Source organism: Bradyrhizobium sp. USDA 4473, assembly GCF_054063335.1.
The window spans coordinates 4,578,982-4,593,924 of record NZ_JBSSGE010000001.1; the positions used below are offsets into that span (position 1 = coordinate 4,578,982).

The window sequence follows — 14,943 nt, forward strand, 5'->3', positions numbered from 1 at the left end:
CGGGCCCTGATCTCCGGAGTTTTGACTGCAATACGCTCCAAAGAAGGCCGCCGGTTGAGGCGGCCTTCTCATTTGTGATCCCGTTCCCGGGGGTCGGTGCGGTGAAGCTGCGAGCAGGACAGCCGGCTGCCGGATTATCGTTTGCTCGCGGAAGGCGTCGCGTGCGGGTTGGGCAAGAGCCTGAGAACGCCACACTTGGCGAGAATCATCACCGTTCTGTCGACGACATCGCGCGGGATGTCGGGTGTGTGTTTAACCAGTTCCGACATCGACAATGATGGACCATGCTTTTCAAATGCGTTGACGATGCCGTCCACGGCCTGCGGCCTGGTCAGTGTCTGTGCGGCACGACCGATGCTTTCGGCTGATAGCCTGCGTTGCACTTCCTTGCGGTCCACGCCATCGCCAAGCGCGAACGCACATGCGCCCTCGAGCGTTCGGGTCGGATAGCCGTTGAACATGGTGTATGGATTGAGCCGGTCCGGACGAACCATTCCGGCCGGAACTGTGCCTTCGACTTTGCTTCGCCTGCGGTCGGCGAGTTCGGTCCACAGCTGGCGATACAGCTTCATGATCTGCGACCAGTCATAATGATCGCGCGCGCGCTTCTGCCCCACCGCGCCCATCTGTCGCCGCAGATCGGGATTGGCAAAGAGTGCGGCATAGGCGGCTGCTGCGGCGGGAATGTCGACGGCGATCATTGCGCTCGTCAGTGCCGTGTAGGTATCGTAGTTGTCGAAGCCGAAGTCTGCCCGCTCGACCAGGAATTCGGCCGAACCGGGTGGCAGGGTGAACGTTGGTACCCGGAAGCCATCGGTGCCGTGACGGATGGTCTCTTTGTAGCCATTCCAGTCCGACACCACGACCGGCAGTCCGGCGGCCATTGCCTCGACCGGCGTAAGCCCGAACGTTTCCTGAAAATTGTCGGCAAGCGAGGTGAAAATGTCTCCTGCCGCCCATGCGGCCCTGAGGTCCTTGGGCTTGCGTCCGTCGACAAAGATGCGTCGCAGCGATGGGCCGAATTCCGAGCACTCGCGGACAAAGAGCTGCTCGGTGGCGTCCTTGCCGAACCAACCCGCCAGCACCAGCACGACCCTATGCCCCTTGCTGGCCTGTTCCGCAGCCAGCAGCATCGGAACATGGTGGGCCTTGGCGTGGAAAGACAGCCGTCCAACGTAGAGCAAGACGATCTCATCGTCGTCGATGCCCAGCATCTGCCTGGCGCGCTGCCGTTCGCCATCGCGAAACGTGAAGTCGGCGCAGTTCACCCCGAGCGGGATAACCGGAAGCTGCGGGATCGGCATGCGCCGCGCGCCGAGCCTCGCCTTCAGGAACGCGGCCTGTGCCGAGAGCAACTGGTCAACGCTTTTGTGCACCGCGAGCGAGGTGCAGATCACGGCATCCCAATGCTCGAGTGGACTGAGGGGCATCGACGACAGCATGCCCATCGCGACATGTGTCATCGTCGTGTGCGTGATGCCGCACAGGCTGTAGGCGCGGGGCGAATGCCGCGCCCGTCGCCAGGCATACTGGCTGAGGCCGGGATCGGGCAGATACAGCAACCCCGGTTCGCCAAGCCGTCGGTGCGCCGGCGGCGGCAGCCATTCGATGGTGGTGGCATCCGATCCGGAGCGCCGGATGTCGGTCGCGAACTGGTCGACGAATTCCCGCTTTGGCGTGTAGCAGAACAGCCGTTCCGGTTTCTCGCGCGCGAGCGCCTTAAGAAATCCGGCGCCAGCGGCCTGGCGTCCCATGATTCGCTTATCGCCAAGCGAGTAGGCTTCGGGAAGATACGAGATCGCGGCAGTCGGAAACGACATCTGGTTATCCAAAATAAATTAAACCGGAGATTGATATCAGGAGAGGGCAAGATATTGGAACCCGTTTTCTTTTTGCAATCTCCTTGAACCTGCAACCTGCGAGCGATAGCGTGGTTGGCCAAGACCGTGTTAGCGTATCAGTCTATTGCAGGTCTGGCCTCCGCGGCCATTTTGTCGGGGTGACGTCAACGCTGCGTCGCCGGATATTTTCAGCGGGCTCGACCAAGAGCCCGGATATTGACGGAGCTGTTCCATGGTGCGTAGCGACATGGCCTTCTGGTCGGTCGAACCAAGTGTGAGCGCGACCACATTAATCGGCGATGATTTCCTCTATTGTTAGCAGGCAAGACAGGCTCCGGGACTCTGTTGCCGAGCCGCGTGCACTGTTCCAAGCCGGACCGCACATCTTCGCAACTCCGGCACTTGGTGCCAACGCCGATCACCCAGCTCCACCGCCGGCTTTGGAAGTTAAGGTAGGTGTTTTTTCGTTTCCATTGAACCTCGCACCCAGCGCCGATACCAAAACAGTTGGATGCTAGGTTAACGGCTTATTTTTACGCCCGGCCTCTCGAGGCCGGTTCGTCGGGCAGCTCTTAATTTTATTCTGCTGCTGCCTTCGTGTTTTTTGGCTGGCTCGACCGAGAGCCCATATTGACGGAGACATTCTATGCCCGTGTTTTACGGCGACAGCACTGACAACAGCGTCAGCTCCACAGCTGGTTATGACTCACTCTACGGCGGCCAGGGCAACGACACGCTGGGTAGCAGCATCGTCGGTTTCGACTACTGGGAAGGCGGCCAAGGTAACGACTACCTGTACGCCCTGTGGACAAGTCCTGCTTGGGGCAACTTCTATGGCGGCGACGGAAATGACTGGATCCAGGGCGGCAATAGCGCCGTCGTTCAGCAGGAGTACGGTGGCGCCGGCGACGACTATATCAACGATGATACGTTCGGCCTAACCACTCAGGCCCACATAATCGACGGCGGTGCCGGCCGAGACGCACTGTATGGTTCGAATGGTAACGATACGATCTTCGGCGGCGACGGCAATGACAGCGGCGCCAATATCGTGGCCGCCGGCATCAGTGTCGCGCCTGGTCTGTACGGCGGTGCGGGTGACGATGTGCTGGCAGGCGGCGGTGGCGATGACCTGTTGTTCGGCGGCGACGGCAACGATCTGACGTACGGCGGCGACGGCAACGACACGTCATATGGCGGCAATGGCAACGATACGATGGTCGGCAACGACGGCGTCGATCTGATCGAAGGCGATGCCGGCGACGACTGGATCTATTTGAGCGCTGGCAATCTCAGCAACGCCTATGGCGGAGCGGGCAACGACGTCCTGATCGCCACCCAGGGTTCGGTGGTCGAGAACGGCGACGACGGCAACGACGTCCTGTACGGTGCCAAGGGCAATGATTATCTCTACGGCGGCAACGGCGACGACACCATGTACGGGGGTGACGGCGTCGACGTGCTTCTCGGCGGTGCCGGCAACGACTATTTCGATGGCGGCCAAGGCGTGAACTACTACTTCGGCGGCGGCGGCAACAACACGTTCGTCTCCAACGACGTGCCGAGCGTCCAGGTGGTCCAGGACTTCAACGCGGCCACCGATACCGTGCAGTTCAATGGTTCCGGCTTCACCTCGTTCGCGGACGTGCTGTCGCATTCCTTCCAGAACGGCGCGTACTTCGTCATCCAGGTCGACAGCGACACTGCGGTCTGGCTGAATGGGGCTACCGCATCGACGGTCACGGCGTCGAATTTCTCGATTGTCAGTTAACGCGAAATGGCCCGGGAGTACTCTCCCGGGCCCTTTTCGCGGCCGCAACCGGAGCTGGATGGTCCACGACCCCCGGTTTCAGACCGAAAGCGCCCGTCCGCTCTCGAAGCGGCCGGGCGCGGAGTGTTTCTCACCGTGTTTTTGCGGAGGTGGCTGCGGTGGGGGTGTCAATTGCAGGGGCCGGCCCAGGCAATCTATGATGGCCGGCAGAGGTTCAGGGGATGTTTGATTTTTTGAAGAAGAAGGTATCCCTCAGCCGGGCTGTCGAGGTCGGCTGGACGCTTGATACCACCAAGGCCACCTTCATCTGGGAGGCGCCGAGCCGGCTCACCCGGGAAGAGAAGCGCACCTCGCACGCCAAGAGCGTGTCGTTCTGCCCTGCCGTGATCGATCACGACTCGCGGATATTCCAGGTCAATTGCCCCGTCGACATTCAGATCCGTATCGAACTCGATCCGAAGACCAACGAGCCACGGCTCCGCAGTACGGCGGGCGACATGGCCACGATCCGGCCCAAGGCGCTTGCGGAACTGGTCCGGCTCAATTCCCCAAAGGAATGGCGGCATCCCAAGCGGCCGATTCTGCAAATTGCGAGCCCCTACATCTTCCTGGCCGATGAACTCGCCTACATGATGCAGTTGCCCGCTTTCAATCACTACTATTCGACGCCGTTGCCGGGCGTCATGATCGGCGGCCGACTGCCGATCCATATCTGGCCGCGTCCGATGATGTGGGCGTTCGAATGGCACGATATCAGCAAAGAGCTGGTGTTGAAGCGCGGCGACCCGTGGTTCTACGTTCGCTTCGAATTCCAGGATCCGACCCGGCCCGTTCGTCTGGTCGAGGCGGACATGACGCCACAGCTGCGCGAGTACATGCAGGGCGTATCCTCGGTGACCAACTATGTCAGCCGGACCTATTCATTGTTCGAGACCGCCAGATCGCGGCGGCCGAAGACGTTGCTTATTGAGAAGCAGCGCTAGGAAAATCATTTCAAACCGAACATCAGATCATGCGCGTTCTTTTCATTCACCAGAACTTTCCGGCGCAGTTCAGACACATCGCGCAGCTCTTGAAAAAGTCCGGCGACGACGTCCTGGCGCTCTGCGATAGTCGTAACACCAGGCCGGAAATCGTGCCGGTCCGGCGCTACCGCTTCAATGAAGCGAATATTGGCAAGCCCTCTCCGCTAGCGGCTTCCTTCTCGCAACACGTGGTGCGTGGACGGCATGCCGCCGACGAAATGCTGAAGTTGAGGGATCAAGGGTACGTTCCCGATCTCGTCTTCGGCCATGTCGGATGGGGCGAAGCGCTCGCGGTGCGCGACGTCTGGCCGTCGGCGAAGCTCGCGGTCCACGCCGAGTTCTATTATTCGGCCGACGGGGCCAATATCGGTTTCGATCCCGAGTTCCGCGCGACGTTGACGTTCAACGAACGCTATGCCGCGCGCCTGAACAACGCGCCGATCCTGCTCTCGATGGCCGACGCCGACGCCGCGGTCGCTCCGACGGAGTGGCAAAGGGCGCGATATCCCTCGCATCTGCAATCGAAGATCCAGGTGCTGCACGAGGGCATCGACACCGACGTCGTGGCACCCGATCCGGCAGCGACCTTCGTGCTGCCGAACGGCCGGACGCTCGGCGCCAAGGACGAAGTCATTACCTTCGTCAACCGCAATCTCGAACCCTACCGGGGTTATCATATTTTCATGCGATCGCTGCCGGCGATCCTCGCGGAGCGAAAGAACGCCCAGGTGGTGATCGTGGGAGGCGATGGCGCGTCCTATGGACCGCGGCCGCGGGACGGCCGCAGCTGGAAAAACATCTTCCTGGAAGAGGTCCGGGATTCGCTGCCGCTCGATCGGGTGCATTTCGTCGGATCGATCCCGTACGACAGATTCGTCGCGCTGATGCAGATATCGAGCGCGCACCTCTATCTGACCTATCCGTTCGTGCTGTCCTGGTCGATGCTGGAGGCGATGAGCGCCGGCGCGCTGGTGATCGCCTCGAAGACGGCGCCCGTCGAAGAGGTGATCGTCGACGGCGAGAACGGACTGCTGGTCAATTTCTTTGACGCGGAACGGCTCGCCGAGCTCACGATCGAGGCGCTGGCGGCGCCGTCGCGGTTTCAGGGCCTGCGGAAAGCTGCGCGCCGCACCATCGTCGATCGGTACGATCTGAAGCGGCGCTGCCTGCCGGAATGGATGGAATTTGTTCGACAGTTCGATCCGGCCAGGCCCGGCAAACCGGCAAGAGCAAGCGTCGAACGGGTCCTTGGTGTTGAAAGCGGTATTGCGGTGGTAGCAAGGGATAGTCATGACGTTGCAATCAGCAATCCGCGATGACGACGCTCCGGCGTCGGTCGAAAAGGTCGACACGGGCCTGTATTCCGTGGCGCTGGTGGCGGGCTATTTCCGCATCGCCGCCGATCCGCGGCAGCTCGGCCACGAACTGGGGCTGGCCGGACGGATGGCCGAGTCCGCGGACCTCGTTGCGGCCGCAAAACGTCTGGAGTTGAAGGCGCGCTGGATCACCAACGCCACGGCGAAGCGTCTGACAAGGTGTCCGTTGCCGGCCATTATCGGACTCAAGGAAGGCGGCTTCCTGGTGCTCGCGCCCGGCGCCAAGACCGGCCAGTTCCGTCTGGCCGACCCTGTGCGGCGCGCCACCGCCGAAGTCGATCTCGAGCAATTGTCCCAGCAATGGAACGGCGAGATCGTGCTGGTCACGCGGCGGGCCGGCGGCGCCGGCATCGATCCGAAGACGTTCGGATTCAGCTGGTTCCTGCCGTCGATCTGGCGTTACCGGCGCGTGCTCTCGCACGTCTTGCTGGCCTCGTTCTTTGTGCAGATATTCGGCCTGATCACGCCGCTGTTCTTCCAGCTCGTGGTCGACAAGGTGCTCGTTCACAAGGCGATGTCGACGTTGATCGTGCTGGTCGTAGGCATGGTGTCGCTCGGCCTGTTCGAGGCGACGCTGCAATACCTTCGGACCTATGCCCTGAGCCATACCACCAACCGCATCGATGTCGAACTCGGGCGGCGGCTGTTCCATCATCTGTTCCGGCTTCCGATCGCCTATTTCGAGACCCGTGCAACAGGCCAGACGATCGCGCGCGTGCGCGAGCTCGAGACCATCAGGAACTTCCTCACCGGCCAGGGACTGACGTCGCTTCTCGACCTGTTCTTCACCTTTGTCTTCGTCGGTGTCCTGTTCCTCTATTCCGTGCCATTGACGCTCGTCGTGCTGGCGACGCTGCCGCTCTACATCCTCATCGCGGGCCTGATCCGCCCGTTTCTGCGCGAGAAGATCCGGGAGAAATTCAATCGCGGCGCACGTAGCCAGCAATTCCTGGTCGAGTCGATCGTCGGCGCGCTGACGCTCAAGGCCGCCAGTGTCGAGCCGATCATGCAGGCGGAGTGGGAAGACCGGCTGGCCGCGTATGTACGCACATCCTTCGAAGCGTCGATGCTGGGCTCCCTCGGGCAGAATCTGATCCAGTATGTCGGCAGGCTCACCACGGCGATGATCCTGCTATTTGGCGCGCAGGCGGTGATCTCCGGGTCGATGACGGTCGGCGAATTGATCGCCTTCAACATGATCTCGAGCCAGGTCCTGCAGCCGATCTTGCGGCTGTCGCAACTGTGGCAGGATTTGCAGCAGGTTCAGGTGTCGGTCGAACGACTGGGCGACATTCTCAACACGCCGGTCGAGCCGATTCCGGCAAGCCTGCCGACGCTGCCGCCACCGAAAGGCGATATCGAGTTGCGCGAGGTCTCGTTCCGCTATCAGCCTGGCCGCCCCGAGGTTCTGCGCAACGTCTCGCTGCGGTTGAAGGCCGGCGAAGTGATCGGGATCGTCGGGCCATCAGGCTCGGGCAAGTCGACGTTGACCAAGCTGATTCAGCGGCTCTATCTGCCGGAGCGTGGCCAGGTTCTGCTCGATGGCGTGGACGTGGCGCAACTCGACCCGAGCTGGCTGCGCCGGCAGATCGGAGTCGTGCTGCAGGAAAACCTGCTGTTCAACCGGACGATTCACGAGAACATCGCGCTGGCCAACCCCGCCATGACGCGTGCGCAGGTGATGCACGTCGCGCGTCTGGGCGGTGCGGACGAGTTCATCGGTGCGCTGCCGCAAGGCTATGACACGATGATCGAGGAGCGCGGCAGCAACCTCTCGGGGGGGCAGCGTCAACGCATCGCCATCGCCCGAGCGCTTGCGACCAACCCGCGGATCCTGATCCTCGACGAAGCGACAAGCGCGCTCGATTACGAGAGCGAACGCATCATCCAGAACAACATGCGCGCCATCACCAAGGGGCGTACCGTCATCATCATCGCGCACCGACTCGCCGCGGTGCGGCCGTGCAACCGGATCATCGGCATGTCCGACGGGAAGATCGTCGAGCAGGGAAATCACGACCAACTGATTGCAAACAGCGGCAGCCTTTACGCGCGTCTGTGGTCGCTGCAGAATGATTGGACAAAGTGATGGGCAAGGACGTCACGCCGGTTCGCCAGGCTCTCTTTCCGTTCAAGTCGGACGTTCGCGGTCCCGACCGCGAGTTCCTGCCGTCCGCGCTCGAAATCCTGGAAACTCCTGCGTCGCCGGTCAAGGTGGCGCTGATGCTCACGATCTGCGCATTCGTGGCAGCGGCGCTTGCCTGGTCGGTGTTCGGCAAGCTGGACGTGCATGCCGTGGCGCTCGGTAAGATCGTTCCGTCCGGCCAAACCAAGTTCATCCAGCCTTTCGATCCGGGTACCGTGGTCTCGCTGTCTGTGACCAACGGAATGCATGTCGAGCCCGGGCAGGAGTTGATGACATTTGATGCCGCCGAGGCAGAGGCCGAGGCCAGGCGGCAAAGCGAGGCGGCGAGCGCGCTTCGCGCGGAGGTCGCGCGGCGGAAAGTGGCGATCGATCAGGCCAAGGCCTGGCCGCTCAAGCCGCTGCTTCCGGTTACCGAGATCGAATGGCAGGACGATGTACCGCCCGGTTTCCGCGGCCGTGAGACGCGTGTCCTGGCGGCGGACGTGTCCCAGCTCGCCGAGACGCTCGGGACGCTGGAGAAGCAGATCGCGCAGAAGCACGCGACCCGAGAACGTCTGAACATGAGCATCGCCTATCAGACCGAACTGATCAAAACACTGCAGGACCGCGTGGCGGTTCGCGAGGCATCACTCAAGCTCGAGGTCGGCACCAAGATCAACCTGTTTGATGCGCTGGAGTCGCTGGACAAGTCACGATCGTCGCTTGCCAGCGACAAGGGCCAGCTGCTCGAGACCGAGGCCGCGATCGCCGAACTGGGAGCCGAGAAGGACAAGGATCTCGCGACTTTCATCGCTGACAACAGCACGAAGCTTGCCGACGCCGAGAAGAAGCTCGACGACGCCGTGCAGCAATATGCCAAGGCCAATACCAAGCTGGCCCGCACCAAACTGCTTGCCCCGACCTCCGGAACCGTACAGGGGCTTGCCGTCACCACGCTCGGCCAGGTGGTCACCACCGGCCAGCAGCTCCTCAGCATCGTCCCGGACGGCGGGAAACTGCAGGCCGAGGTCTACGTCTCGAACACCGATATCGGGTTCGTCAAAGTCGGCCAGGACGTCGTGGTCAAGGTCGATACCTTCCCGTTCACCCGCTTCGGATCGCTGCACGGCAAGGTCATCAACGTGGCCAATGATGCGATCGATGAACAGACCGCTCGACGCCAGCAGGCCAATCCGACCAGCACCGTGAATGCGATGGCAAACCAGCCGGGCGCGCCGGGGCAGCCGCAGAATTTCGTCTTCCTCGTCACTATAGCGCTGGAGGAGACGGCGATGAAGATCGATGATGCCATCATCCCGCTCACGCCGGGCATGACCCTGACCGCCGAAGTCAAGACCGACAATCGCCGCATCATCAGCTATCTGCTCTCGCCGCTTACAAAGGTTACGTCCGAGGCCTTCAGGGAGCGCTGAGCCAATACTCCCTCCGCTCCGCATGCAGCATAACGAGAAGGCCTTCTCCCGACCGGAGGGGGCAGCCTCCATCAGCTTGATGTCTGCACCGTGCTGTGTCCGAGTTGCCGCGAGATATCGCCGGCACAGCTGCGCAGGGCGGTTGCGATCGCGCTGTCCCAGCCCGCGTCGAAGGTGCCTTCCGGGCCCATCGCGGTGATGACCAGCGCGACGTGGCCGGCGTGATCGAACACCGGCGCGGCGAAGGCGTTGACGCCGGGCAGGGGATCGCCGATCGCGCGTGCAAGGCCGCGGCTGCGGACCTCGGCGAGCAGCTCCGTGATCTTGGCGCCGGCGGTCTCACGCTTCGGATTGAAGCCGACGCCGAGGCGGTCGAGGCCGCTGTCGAGCGCGGTCCTGATCGCGTTCGGCGGCATGAAGGCGGCGAAGGCCCGGCCGGTCGCGGTCTCCAATAGCGCGACCACCGACCCGACGCGCATCGCGATGTGCACGGGATGGCTCGGCTCCTCGAGCCGCACCACGGTCGCGCCGTGGGTGCCCCACACCGACAGCGACACTGCGTGATTGATGCTGTCGGCAAGGGCGGCGATGCGCGGCGTTGCGATCCGCACCGCGGACTGCCGGCGCAGGCTGATCAGCCCGAGCTCGAGCGCCAATGCACCGATCTCGTAACGGCCGGTGGTCTCGTCCTGTTCGATCAGGCCGATGCGGGAAAAGCTGACGAGATAGGGATGGGCCTTGGCCGGTGGCATGCCGGCCTCGCGCGCGAGATCGCGCAGCATCATCGGCTCGCCGCTGCGCGCGAGCGCGCGAAGCAATTCTCCGCCGACCTCGATCGACTGTATGCCGCGGCTTTCTCTGGCCATGTGCCCCTGTTCGCGTTCGTGCTGTCGCAATTAGCAGGAAACCATGCCGTCCGCGAGACGCGTGACGGCACCACAATCCTGGCGCACTGCATCCGTCTTTCTCCGTCATCCTGAGGAGCCGCGAAGCGGCGTCTCGAAGGATGCACGGCCACAGTCGGGCCGTCGACCCTTCGAGACGGCCGCGTTGCGGCCTCCTCAGGGCGACGGGAGTCGGTTCATGCTGCGTTTCGCTCCTCCATTGCACCCGCGAGGTGCTTGCCCGCGATATAGCCGAAGGTCAGCGCGGGGCCGAGCGTGATGCCGGCGCCGGGATAGTTGCCGCCCATGATGCTCGCCATGTCGTTGCCGGCCGCATAGAGGCCCTCGATCGGCTGGCCGTCGGCGTCGAGCGCACGGGCATTGGCGTCGGTCCGGATTCCGGCATAGGTGCCGAGATCCCCGATCACCATCTTGATGGCGTAGAACGGCCCGTGCTGAATCGGCGCGATGCAGGGATTGGGCCCGTGCAATGCGTCGCCCTGGTAGCGGTTGTAGGCGCGTGAGCCCTTGCCGAAGGCGGGATCCCGCCCTTCGGCCGCGGTCATGTTGAACTCGGCGACTGTTGCCTCGAGGGCTTTTGCATCGATGCCGGTCTGCGCGGCAAGCTCCGCGAGCGTCGCGCCGCGTTTCAGGTAACCGGTCTTGAGATGATGGCCGAGCGGCATCGGCCGCGGCGGCACGCAGCCGAGGCCGTATTTGCGCAGCGTCGCATGATTGCATACGAGGTGCGCTGCGATCTCCTCGCCAGGCTTCGCCGCCTTGATCATCGCCTGCACGAAGTCGTGGTAGGAATTGCCTTCATTGGCAAAGCGCTTGCCGTCGGCCATCACGGCGATCACGCCGGGCTTGGCGCGGTCGATGAAATGCGGCATCACGCCCTTCGAGCCGTCCTTGCGCGTGGTGACCGAGACCGGCACCCAGGCCGCAGCATTCGGCAGCGAATCGTCGATGCGGCCGCCGGCGGATTCCGCAAGCCGCAGGCCGTCGCCGGTGTTGCCGGGCGGGCCCGGCGAATAATGCTCTTTTCCGGTGGGCGCATGCGGAAACATCTTCTGCCGCCGTGCGACGTCGTGCGGGAAGCCGCCGCAGGCGAGCACGACGCCACGCCTCGCGTCGACGCGGATGGCACGGCCCTCGCGCACGACCACCGCGCCGCGCACCACGCCGTTCTCGACGATCAATTCGCGCACCGGCGAGTTGAGCCAGAGCGGGATCTTGAGGTCGAAGGCGGATTTCGCCAGCCGTCCGGCCAGCGCATTGCCGTTGGTCAGGGTCATGCCGCGGCCGTTGCGCATCACGTCGATGGCGTGCTTCGACAATCGCTTGGCGACATAGGCCGCCGAGCTCAGCGACCGCGTCGCGCGCATGAAATGCACGATCTCCTTGCCGGAGCCGAGCATCATGCCGAACACGGTGAGCTCGGGCAGGGGGCTGCCGAGATCCTTGAGGGCCGGCCCAAGCTCGTGGGCATCGAATGGCCGCGTCACCATCGAGCGGCCGCCCTGCGCGCCGCCGGGTGCTTCGGCGTGATAGTCCGGGAAGGTCAGCGGCATGTCGAAGCGAACCGCGGTGCTGGTCGTGAAGAAGTCGACCGCCTTCGGTCCTTCGGTCAGGAACGCATCGACGCGCGCGGCATCGAAGCTGTTGCCGGCCTCGTGGCGCAGATAGGTTTTGGCCTGGTCAGGGCTTTCCTCGATGCCCCAGGCCTTGGCCAGCGAGGTGCCGGGAATCCACAGCCAGCCGCCGGAGCGCGCGGTGGTGCCGCCGAAGCGTGGCTCCTTCTCGACGACGAGGACCTTCAGTCCGTGATGGCCGGCGGTGACCGCCGCCGACAGCCCGGCGCAGCCGGAGCCGACGACCAGCGCGTCGCATTCATAGGTTTCTTCGTGGGCCACGCGATCGATCCTATTTCTTGAGCAGCGGGCACTTCGACTCGGAGACCGGACGGAAGGCGTCCTCGCCCTTCACCGTCTTGATGATGTCAAGATAGTCCCACGGCTCCTTAGATTCCGAGGGCTTCTTCACCTTGGCCAGATACATGTCGCGGATCACGCGGCCGTCCTCGCGCAGCTTGCCGCCATGCACGAAGGTGTCCTCGATCGGCAGCTCGCGCATCTTGGCCATCACCGCCTTGGGATCATCGGTGCCGGCGGCCTGGATCGCCTTCAAATAGTGCAGCACCGAGCCGTAGACGCCGGTCTGGATCATGGTCGGCATCACGTTGGTGCGGGCGAAGAATTTCTTCGACCAGGCGCGGGTCTTCTCGTCCATGTTCCAGTAGGACGCCGTCGTCATGTAGGTGCCTTGCGCGGCGTTGAGGCCGATCGCATGCACGTCGGTGTCGAACATCAGGAGGCCGACCAGCTTCTGGCCGCCCCGCACGAGGCCGAACTCGCCGGACTGCTTGATCGAATTGTCGGTGTCCTGGCCGGCATTGGCGAATGCCACTACATCGGCCTTCGAGCTCTGCGCCTGCAGTGCAAAGGAGGAGAAGTCGGCGGTGTTGGTCGGATGCTTGACGCCCCCGAGCACCTTGCCGCCCATCTCGTTGATGAAGCGCGTCGCATCCTTCTCGAGCTGCTGGCCGAAAGCGTAGTCCGCGGTGATGAAGTACCAGGACTTGCCGCCTTCCGCGATCACCGCCGACGCCGTCACCTTCGAAAGCGCGTAGGTGTCGTAGGTAAAGTGCACGGTGTTGGGGCTGCACAGCTCGTCGGTCAGCGAGCTCGCGCCGGGACCGGACAACAGCGCAATCTTGTTGCGCTCGCGCACCATGTTGTGCACGGCGATCGCGATACCGGAGTTGGGAATGTCGACGACGGCGTCGACCTTGGTGTTGTCGAACCAGCCGCGCACGATCTGGACCCCGACGTCGGTCTTCATCTGGTGGTCGGCGGAGATGATCTCGATCGGCTTGCCGAGCACGGTCGGGCCGAATTCCTCCACCGCCATCTTGGCCGCCTCGACCGAACCGGGACCGGAATTGTCGCGTCCCCAGCTCGACAGGTCGGTCAGCACGCCGATGCGCACGACGTCATCGGAAATCTGGGCGTGCGCGGCCGTGGTCATCGCCGCGAGAATGGCTGCCGCCCAACAAATGTCTCATCATTCCTCCCTGGATGTCCGCATCTTCGGCGGTTCATCTTACGATTAGGAATTATCTAATAAGTTTGTCAATGGCAAATCATCGTGTGGGAATGTTGCCACAAGATACTTCTTCGAATGAGGCGGTGCTTCACATTTGGTGAGTAGACGCTTACATGGCTCATCCGGGATGGCACGGCAGCAGGCTTTCGGCTCGCGCCAGAGCTTGCTGAAGTACCAAGTTACTATGAAACAGGGGATTTTCGCGGAACGGTAGCGCGCTTCGCCGCCCTGACTGAGCCACCCGTCACGGGGGAAGGCTGCAGGGGGCGGCGCATCAAGGGCGTCGGCGGGCTGCGATCATAGACGGATCATGTTGAGACAGCTCTTCGCGCCGCAGCTCGTCATTCTTTACGTGCTGGTGGCCTCCACACTCTACGTCCACTTCCGCGGCAAGCAGCGGCTCCGCTTCGCCCGCCAGCTCGGCGATCACTCGACCTATCTCGCGCCCTACAATGTGCTGATGTATGCGGGCTCCGCGGTGCCCAACACGCCGGTGATTCCGGTCGAGCAGTTTCCCGAGCTCAAAATGCTCTCCGACAATTGGCAGACGATCCGTGACGAGGCTACGCGGCTGTTCGACGAGGGCTTCATCCGCGCCGCCGCCAAGAACAACGACTGGGGCTTCTATTCGTTCTTCAAGAGCGGCTGGAAGCGATTCTACCTGAAATGGTACGACGACTTCCTGCCGTCGGCGCGCACGCTGTGCCCGCAGACGGTGGAGCTCTTGAACTCGATCCCGAACGTGCACGGCGCGATGTTCGCGATGCTGCCGCCCGGCGGCAAGCTCGGTGCGCATCGCGACCCCTTCGCCGGCTCGCTGCGCTATCACCTCGGCCTCGTCACGCCGAACTCGAATGAGTGCTGCATTCTCGTCGACGGCGTCGAATGCGTCTGGCGCGACGGCGAGGCCTTCATGTTCGACGAGACTTTCATCCACAGCGCCGAGAACAAGACCGACGTCAACCGCATCATCCTGTTCTGCGACGTCGAGCGTCCGATGAAGTATGGCTTCATGACCCGCATCAACCGCTGGGTCAGCCACAACATCGTCAAGGCGTCGGCGACCCAGAACGTCGACGGTGAGCATGTCGGCGCGCTGAACAAGGTGTTCGGGAAGCTCTACGAGATCCATCTCGCCAGCCGCAAGGTCAAGGAATGGAATCGGAACGTATATTACACGCTCAAATATTCCGCGACCGCGCTGATCCTCGGCCTGATCGTGATGTCGGCGCTGCGCTGATCGCCGCGGCGTTGCCACGTTGAAAGCAAAAGCCCCGGAGCATGCTCCGGGGCTTTTGTCTGCGGGATAAGCTGCGCGGC

Annotated in this window: 10 protein-coding genes; 6 read left to right on the forward strand and 4 right to left on the reverse strand. The window is 62.9% G+C overall.

From position 1 onward, the window contains the following. Window positions 1-134: 134 nt before the first annotated feature. Window positions 135-1,820, reverse strand: coding sequence for a glycosyltransferase family 4 protein (locus ACVW17_RS21265; RefSeq protein ID WP_456753737.1), 1,686 nt, complete (start codon window positions 1,818-1,820; stop codon window positions 135-137). 667 nt (window positions 1,821-2,487) lie between these two features. Between ACVW17_RS21265 and ACVW17_RS21270 the strand changes: the two genes are divergently transcribed. From ACVW17_RS21270 to ACVW17_RS21290, 5 genes are all read left to right on the forward strand, one after another. After that, window positions 2,488-3,612 (forward strand): calcium-binding protein, encoded by a 1,125-nt coding sequence (locus ACVW17_RS21270; protein WP_456753738.1) that lies wholly within the window; start codon window positions 2,488-2,490, stop codon window positions 3,610-3,612. 221 nt (window positions 3,613-3,833) lie between these two features. Beyond that, a complete protein-coding gene (locus tag ACVW17_RS21275; protein ID WP_456753739.1) occupies window positions 3,834-4,595 on the forward strand; it encodes a hypothetical protein in 762 nt (253 codons plus the stop codon). 29 nt (window positions 4,596-4,624) lie between these two features. After that, window positions 4,625-5,956 carry a glycosyltransferase gene (locus ACVW17_RS21280; RefSeq protein WP_456753740.1) on the forward strand — a complete coding sequence of 444 codons (1,332 nt, stop codon included), beginning with the start codon at window positions 4,625-4,627 and terminating at the stop codon, window positions 5,954-5,956. Further along, window positions 5,928-8,102, forward strand: a complete 2,175-nt coding sequence (locus tag ACVW17_RS21285) for a type I secretion system permease/ATPase (RefSeq protein WP_456753741.1) — start codon at window positions 5,928-5,930, stop codon at window positions 8,100-8,102. The genes ACVW17_RS21280 and ACVW17_RS21285 overlap by 29 nt, the downstream gene beginning before the upstream one ends. Further along, window positions 8,102-9,571 (forward strand): HlyD family type I secretion periplasmic adaptor subunit, encoded by a 1,470-nt coding sequence (locus ACVW17_RS21290; RefSeq protein ID WP_456753742.1) that lies wholly within the window; start codon window positions 8,102-8,104, stop codon window positions 9,569-9,571. The genes ACVW17_RS21285 and ACVW17_RS21290 overlap by 1 nt, the downstream gene beginning before the upstream one ends. Before the next feature lie 71 nt (window positions 9,572-9,642). On the opposite strand, the gene ACVW17_RS21295 is transcribed toward ACVW17_RS21290, so the two are convergent. The 3 genes from ACVW17_RS21295 to ACVW17_RS21305 form a co-directional block, all read right to left on the reverse strand. Then, window positions 9,643-10,437, reverse strand: a complete 795-nt coding sequence (locus ACVW17_RS21295) for an IclR family transcriptional regulator (protein WP_456753743.1) — start codon at window positions 10,435-10,437, stop codon at window positions 9,643-9,645. Window positions 10,438-10,652: 215 nt separating this feature from the next. Next, entirely contained in the window at window positions 10,653-12,371 is a 1,719-nt protein-coding gene (locus ACVW17_RS21300) for an FAD-dependent oxidoreductase (RefSeq protein WP_456753744.1), read from the reverse strand. A 10-nt stretch (window positions 12,372-12,381) separates the two neighbouring features. Next, window positions 12,382-13,545, reverse strand: a complete 1,164-nt coding sequence (locus tag ACVW17_RS21305; RefSeq protein WP_456797841.1) for an ABC transporter substrate-binding protein — start codon at window positions 13,543-13,545, stop codon at window positions 12,382-12,384. Between the two features lie 388 nt (window positions 13,546-13,933). Here ACVW17_RS21305 and ACVW17_RS21310 point away from each other — a divergent pair, with 388 nt between their 5' ends. Further along, window positions 13,934-14,863, forward strand: a complete 930-nt coding sequence (locus ACVW17_RS21310) for an aspartyl/asparaginyl beta-hydroxylase domain-containing protein (RefSeq protein ID WP_456753746.1) — start codon at window positions 13,934-13,936, stop codon at window positions 14,861-14,863. The last annotated feature ends 80 nt before the right edge of the window (window positions 14,864-14,943 follow it).

Bases quoted from the DNA above. Each gene is read 5' to 3' on its own strand.
- ACVW17_RS21295 (WP_456753743.1), bottom strand. From the start codon at position 10,437: ATGGCCAGAGAAAGCCGCGGCATACAGTCGATCGAGGTCGGCGGAGAA.
- ACVW17_RS21305 (WP_456797841.1), bottom strand. From the start codon at position 13,545: ATGACCACGGCCGCGCACGCCCAGATTTCCGATGACGTCGTGCGCATC.
- ACVW17_RS21265 (WP_456753737.1), bottom strand. From the start codon at position 1,820: ATGTCGTTTCCGACTGCCGCGATCTCGTATCTTCCCGAAGCCTACTCG.
- ACVW17_RS21275 (WP_456753739.1), top strand. From the start codon at position 3,834: ATGTTTGATTTTTTGAAGAAGAAGGTATCCCTCAGCCGGGCTGTCGAG.
- ACVW17_RS21280 (WP_456753740.1), top strand. From the start codon at position 4,625: ATGCGCGTTCTTTTCATTCACCAGAACTTTCCGGCGCAGTTCAGACAC.
- ACVW17_RS21310 (WP_456753746.1), top strand. From the start codon at position 13,934: ATGTTGAGACAGCTCTTCGCGCCGCAGCTCGTCATTCTTTACGTGCTG.
- ACVW17_RS21285 (WP_456753741.1), top strand. From the start codon at position 5,928: ATGACGTTGCAATCAGCAATCCGCGATGACGACGCTCCGGCGTCGGTC.
- ACVW17_RS21270 (WP_456753738.1), top strand. From the start codon at position 2,488: ATGCCCGTGTTTTACGGCGACAGCACTGACAACAGCGTCAGCTCCACA.
- ACVW17_RS21290 (WP_456753742.1), top strand. From the start codon at position 8,102: ATGGGCAAGGACGTCACGCCGGTTCGCCAGGCTCTCTTTCCGTTCAAG.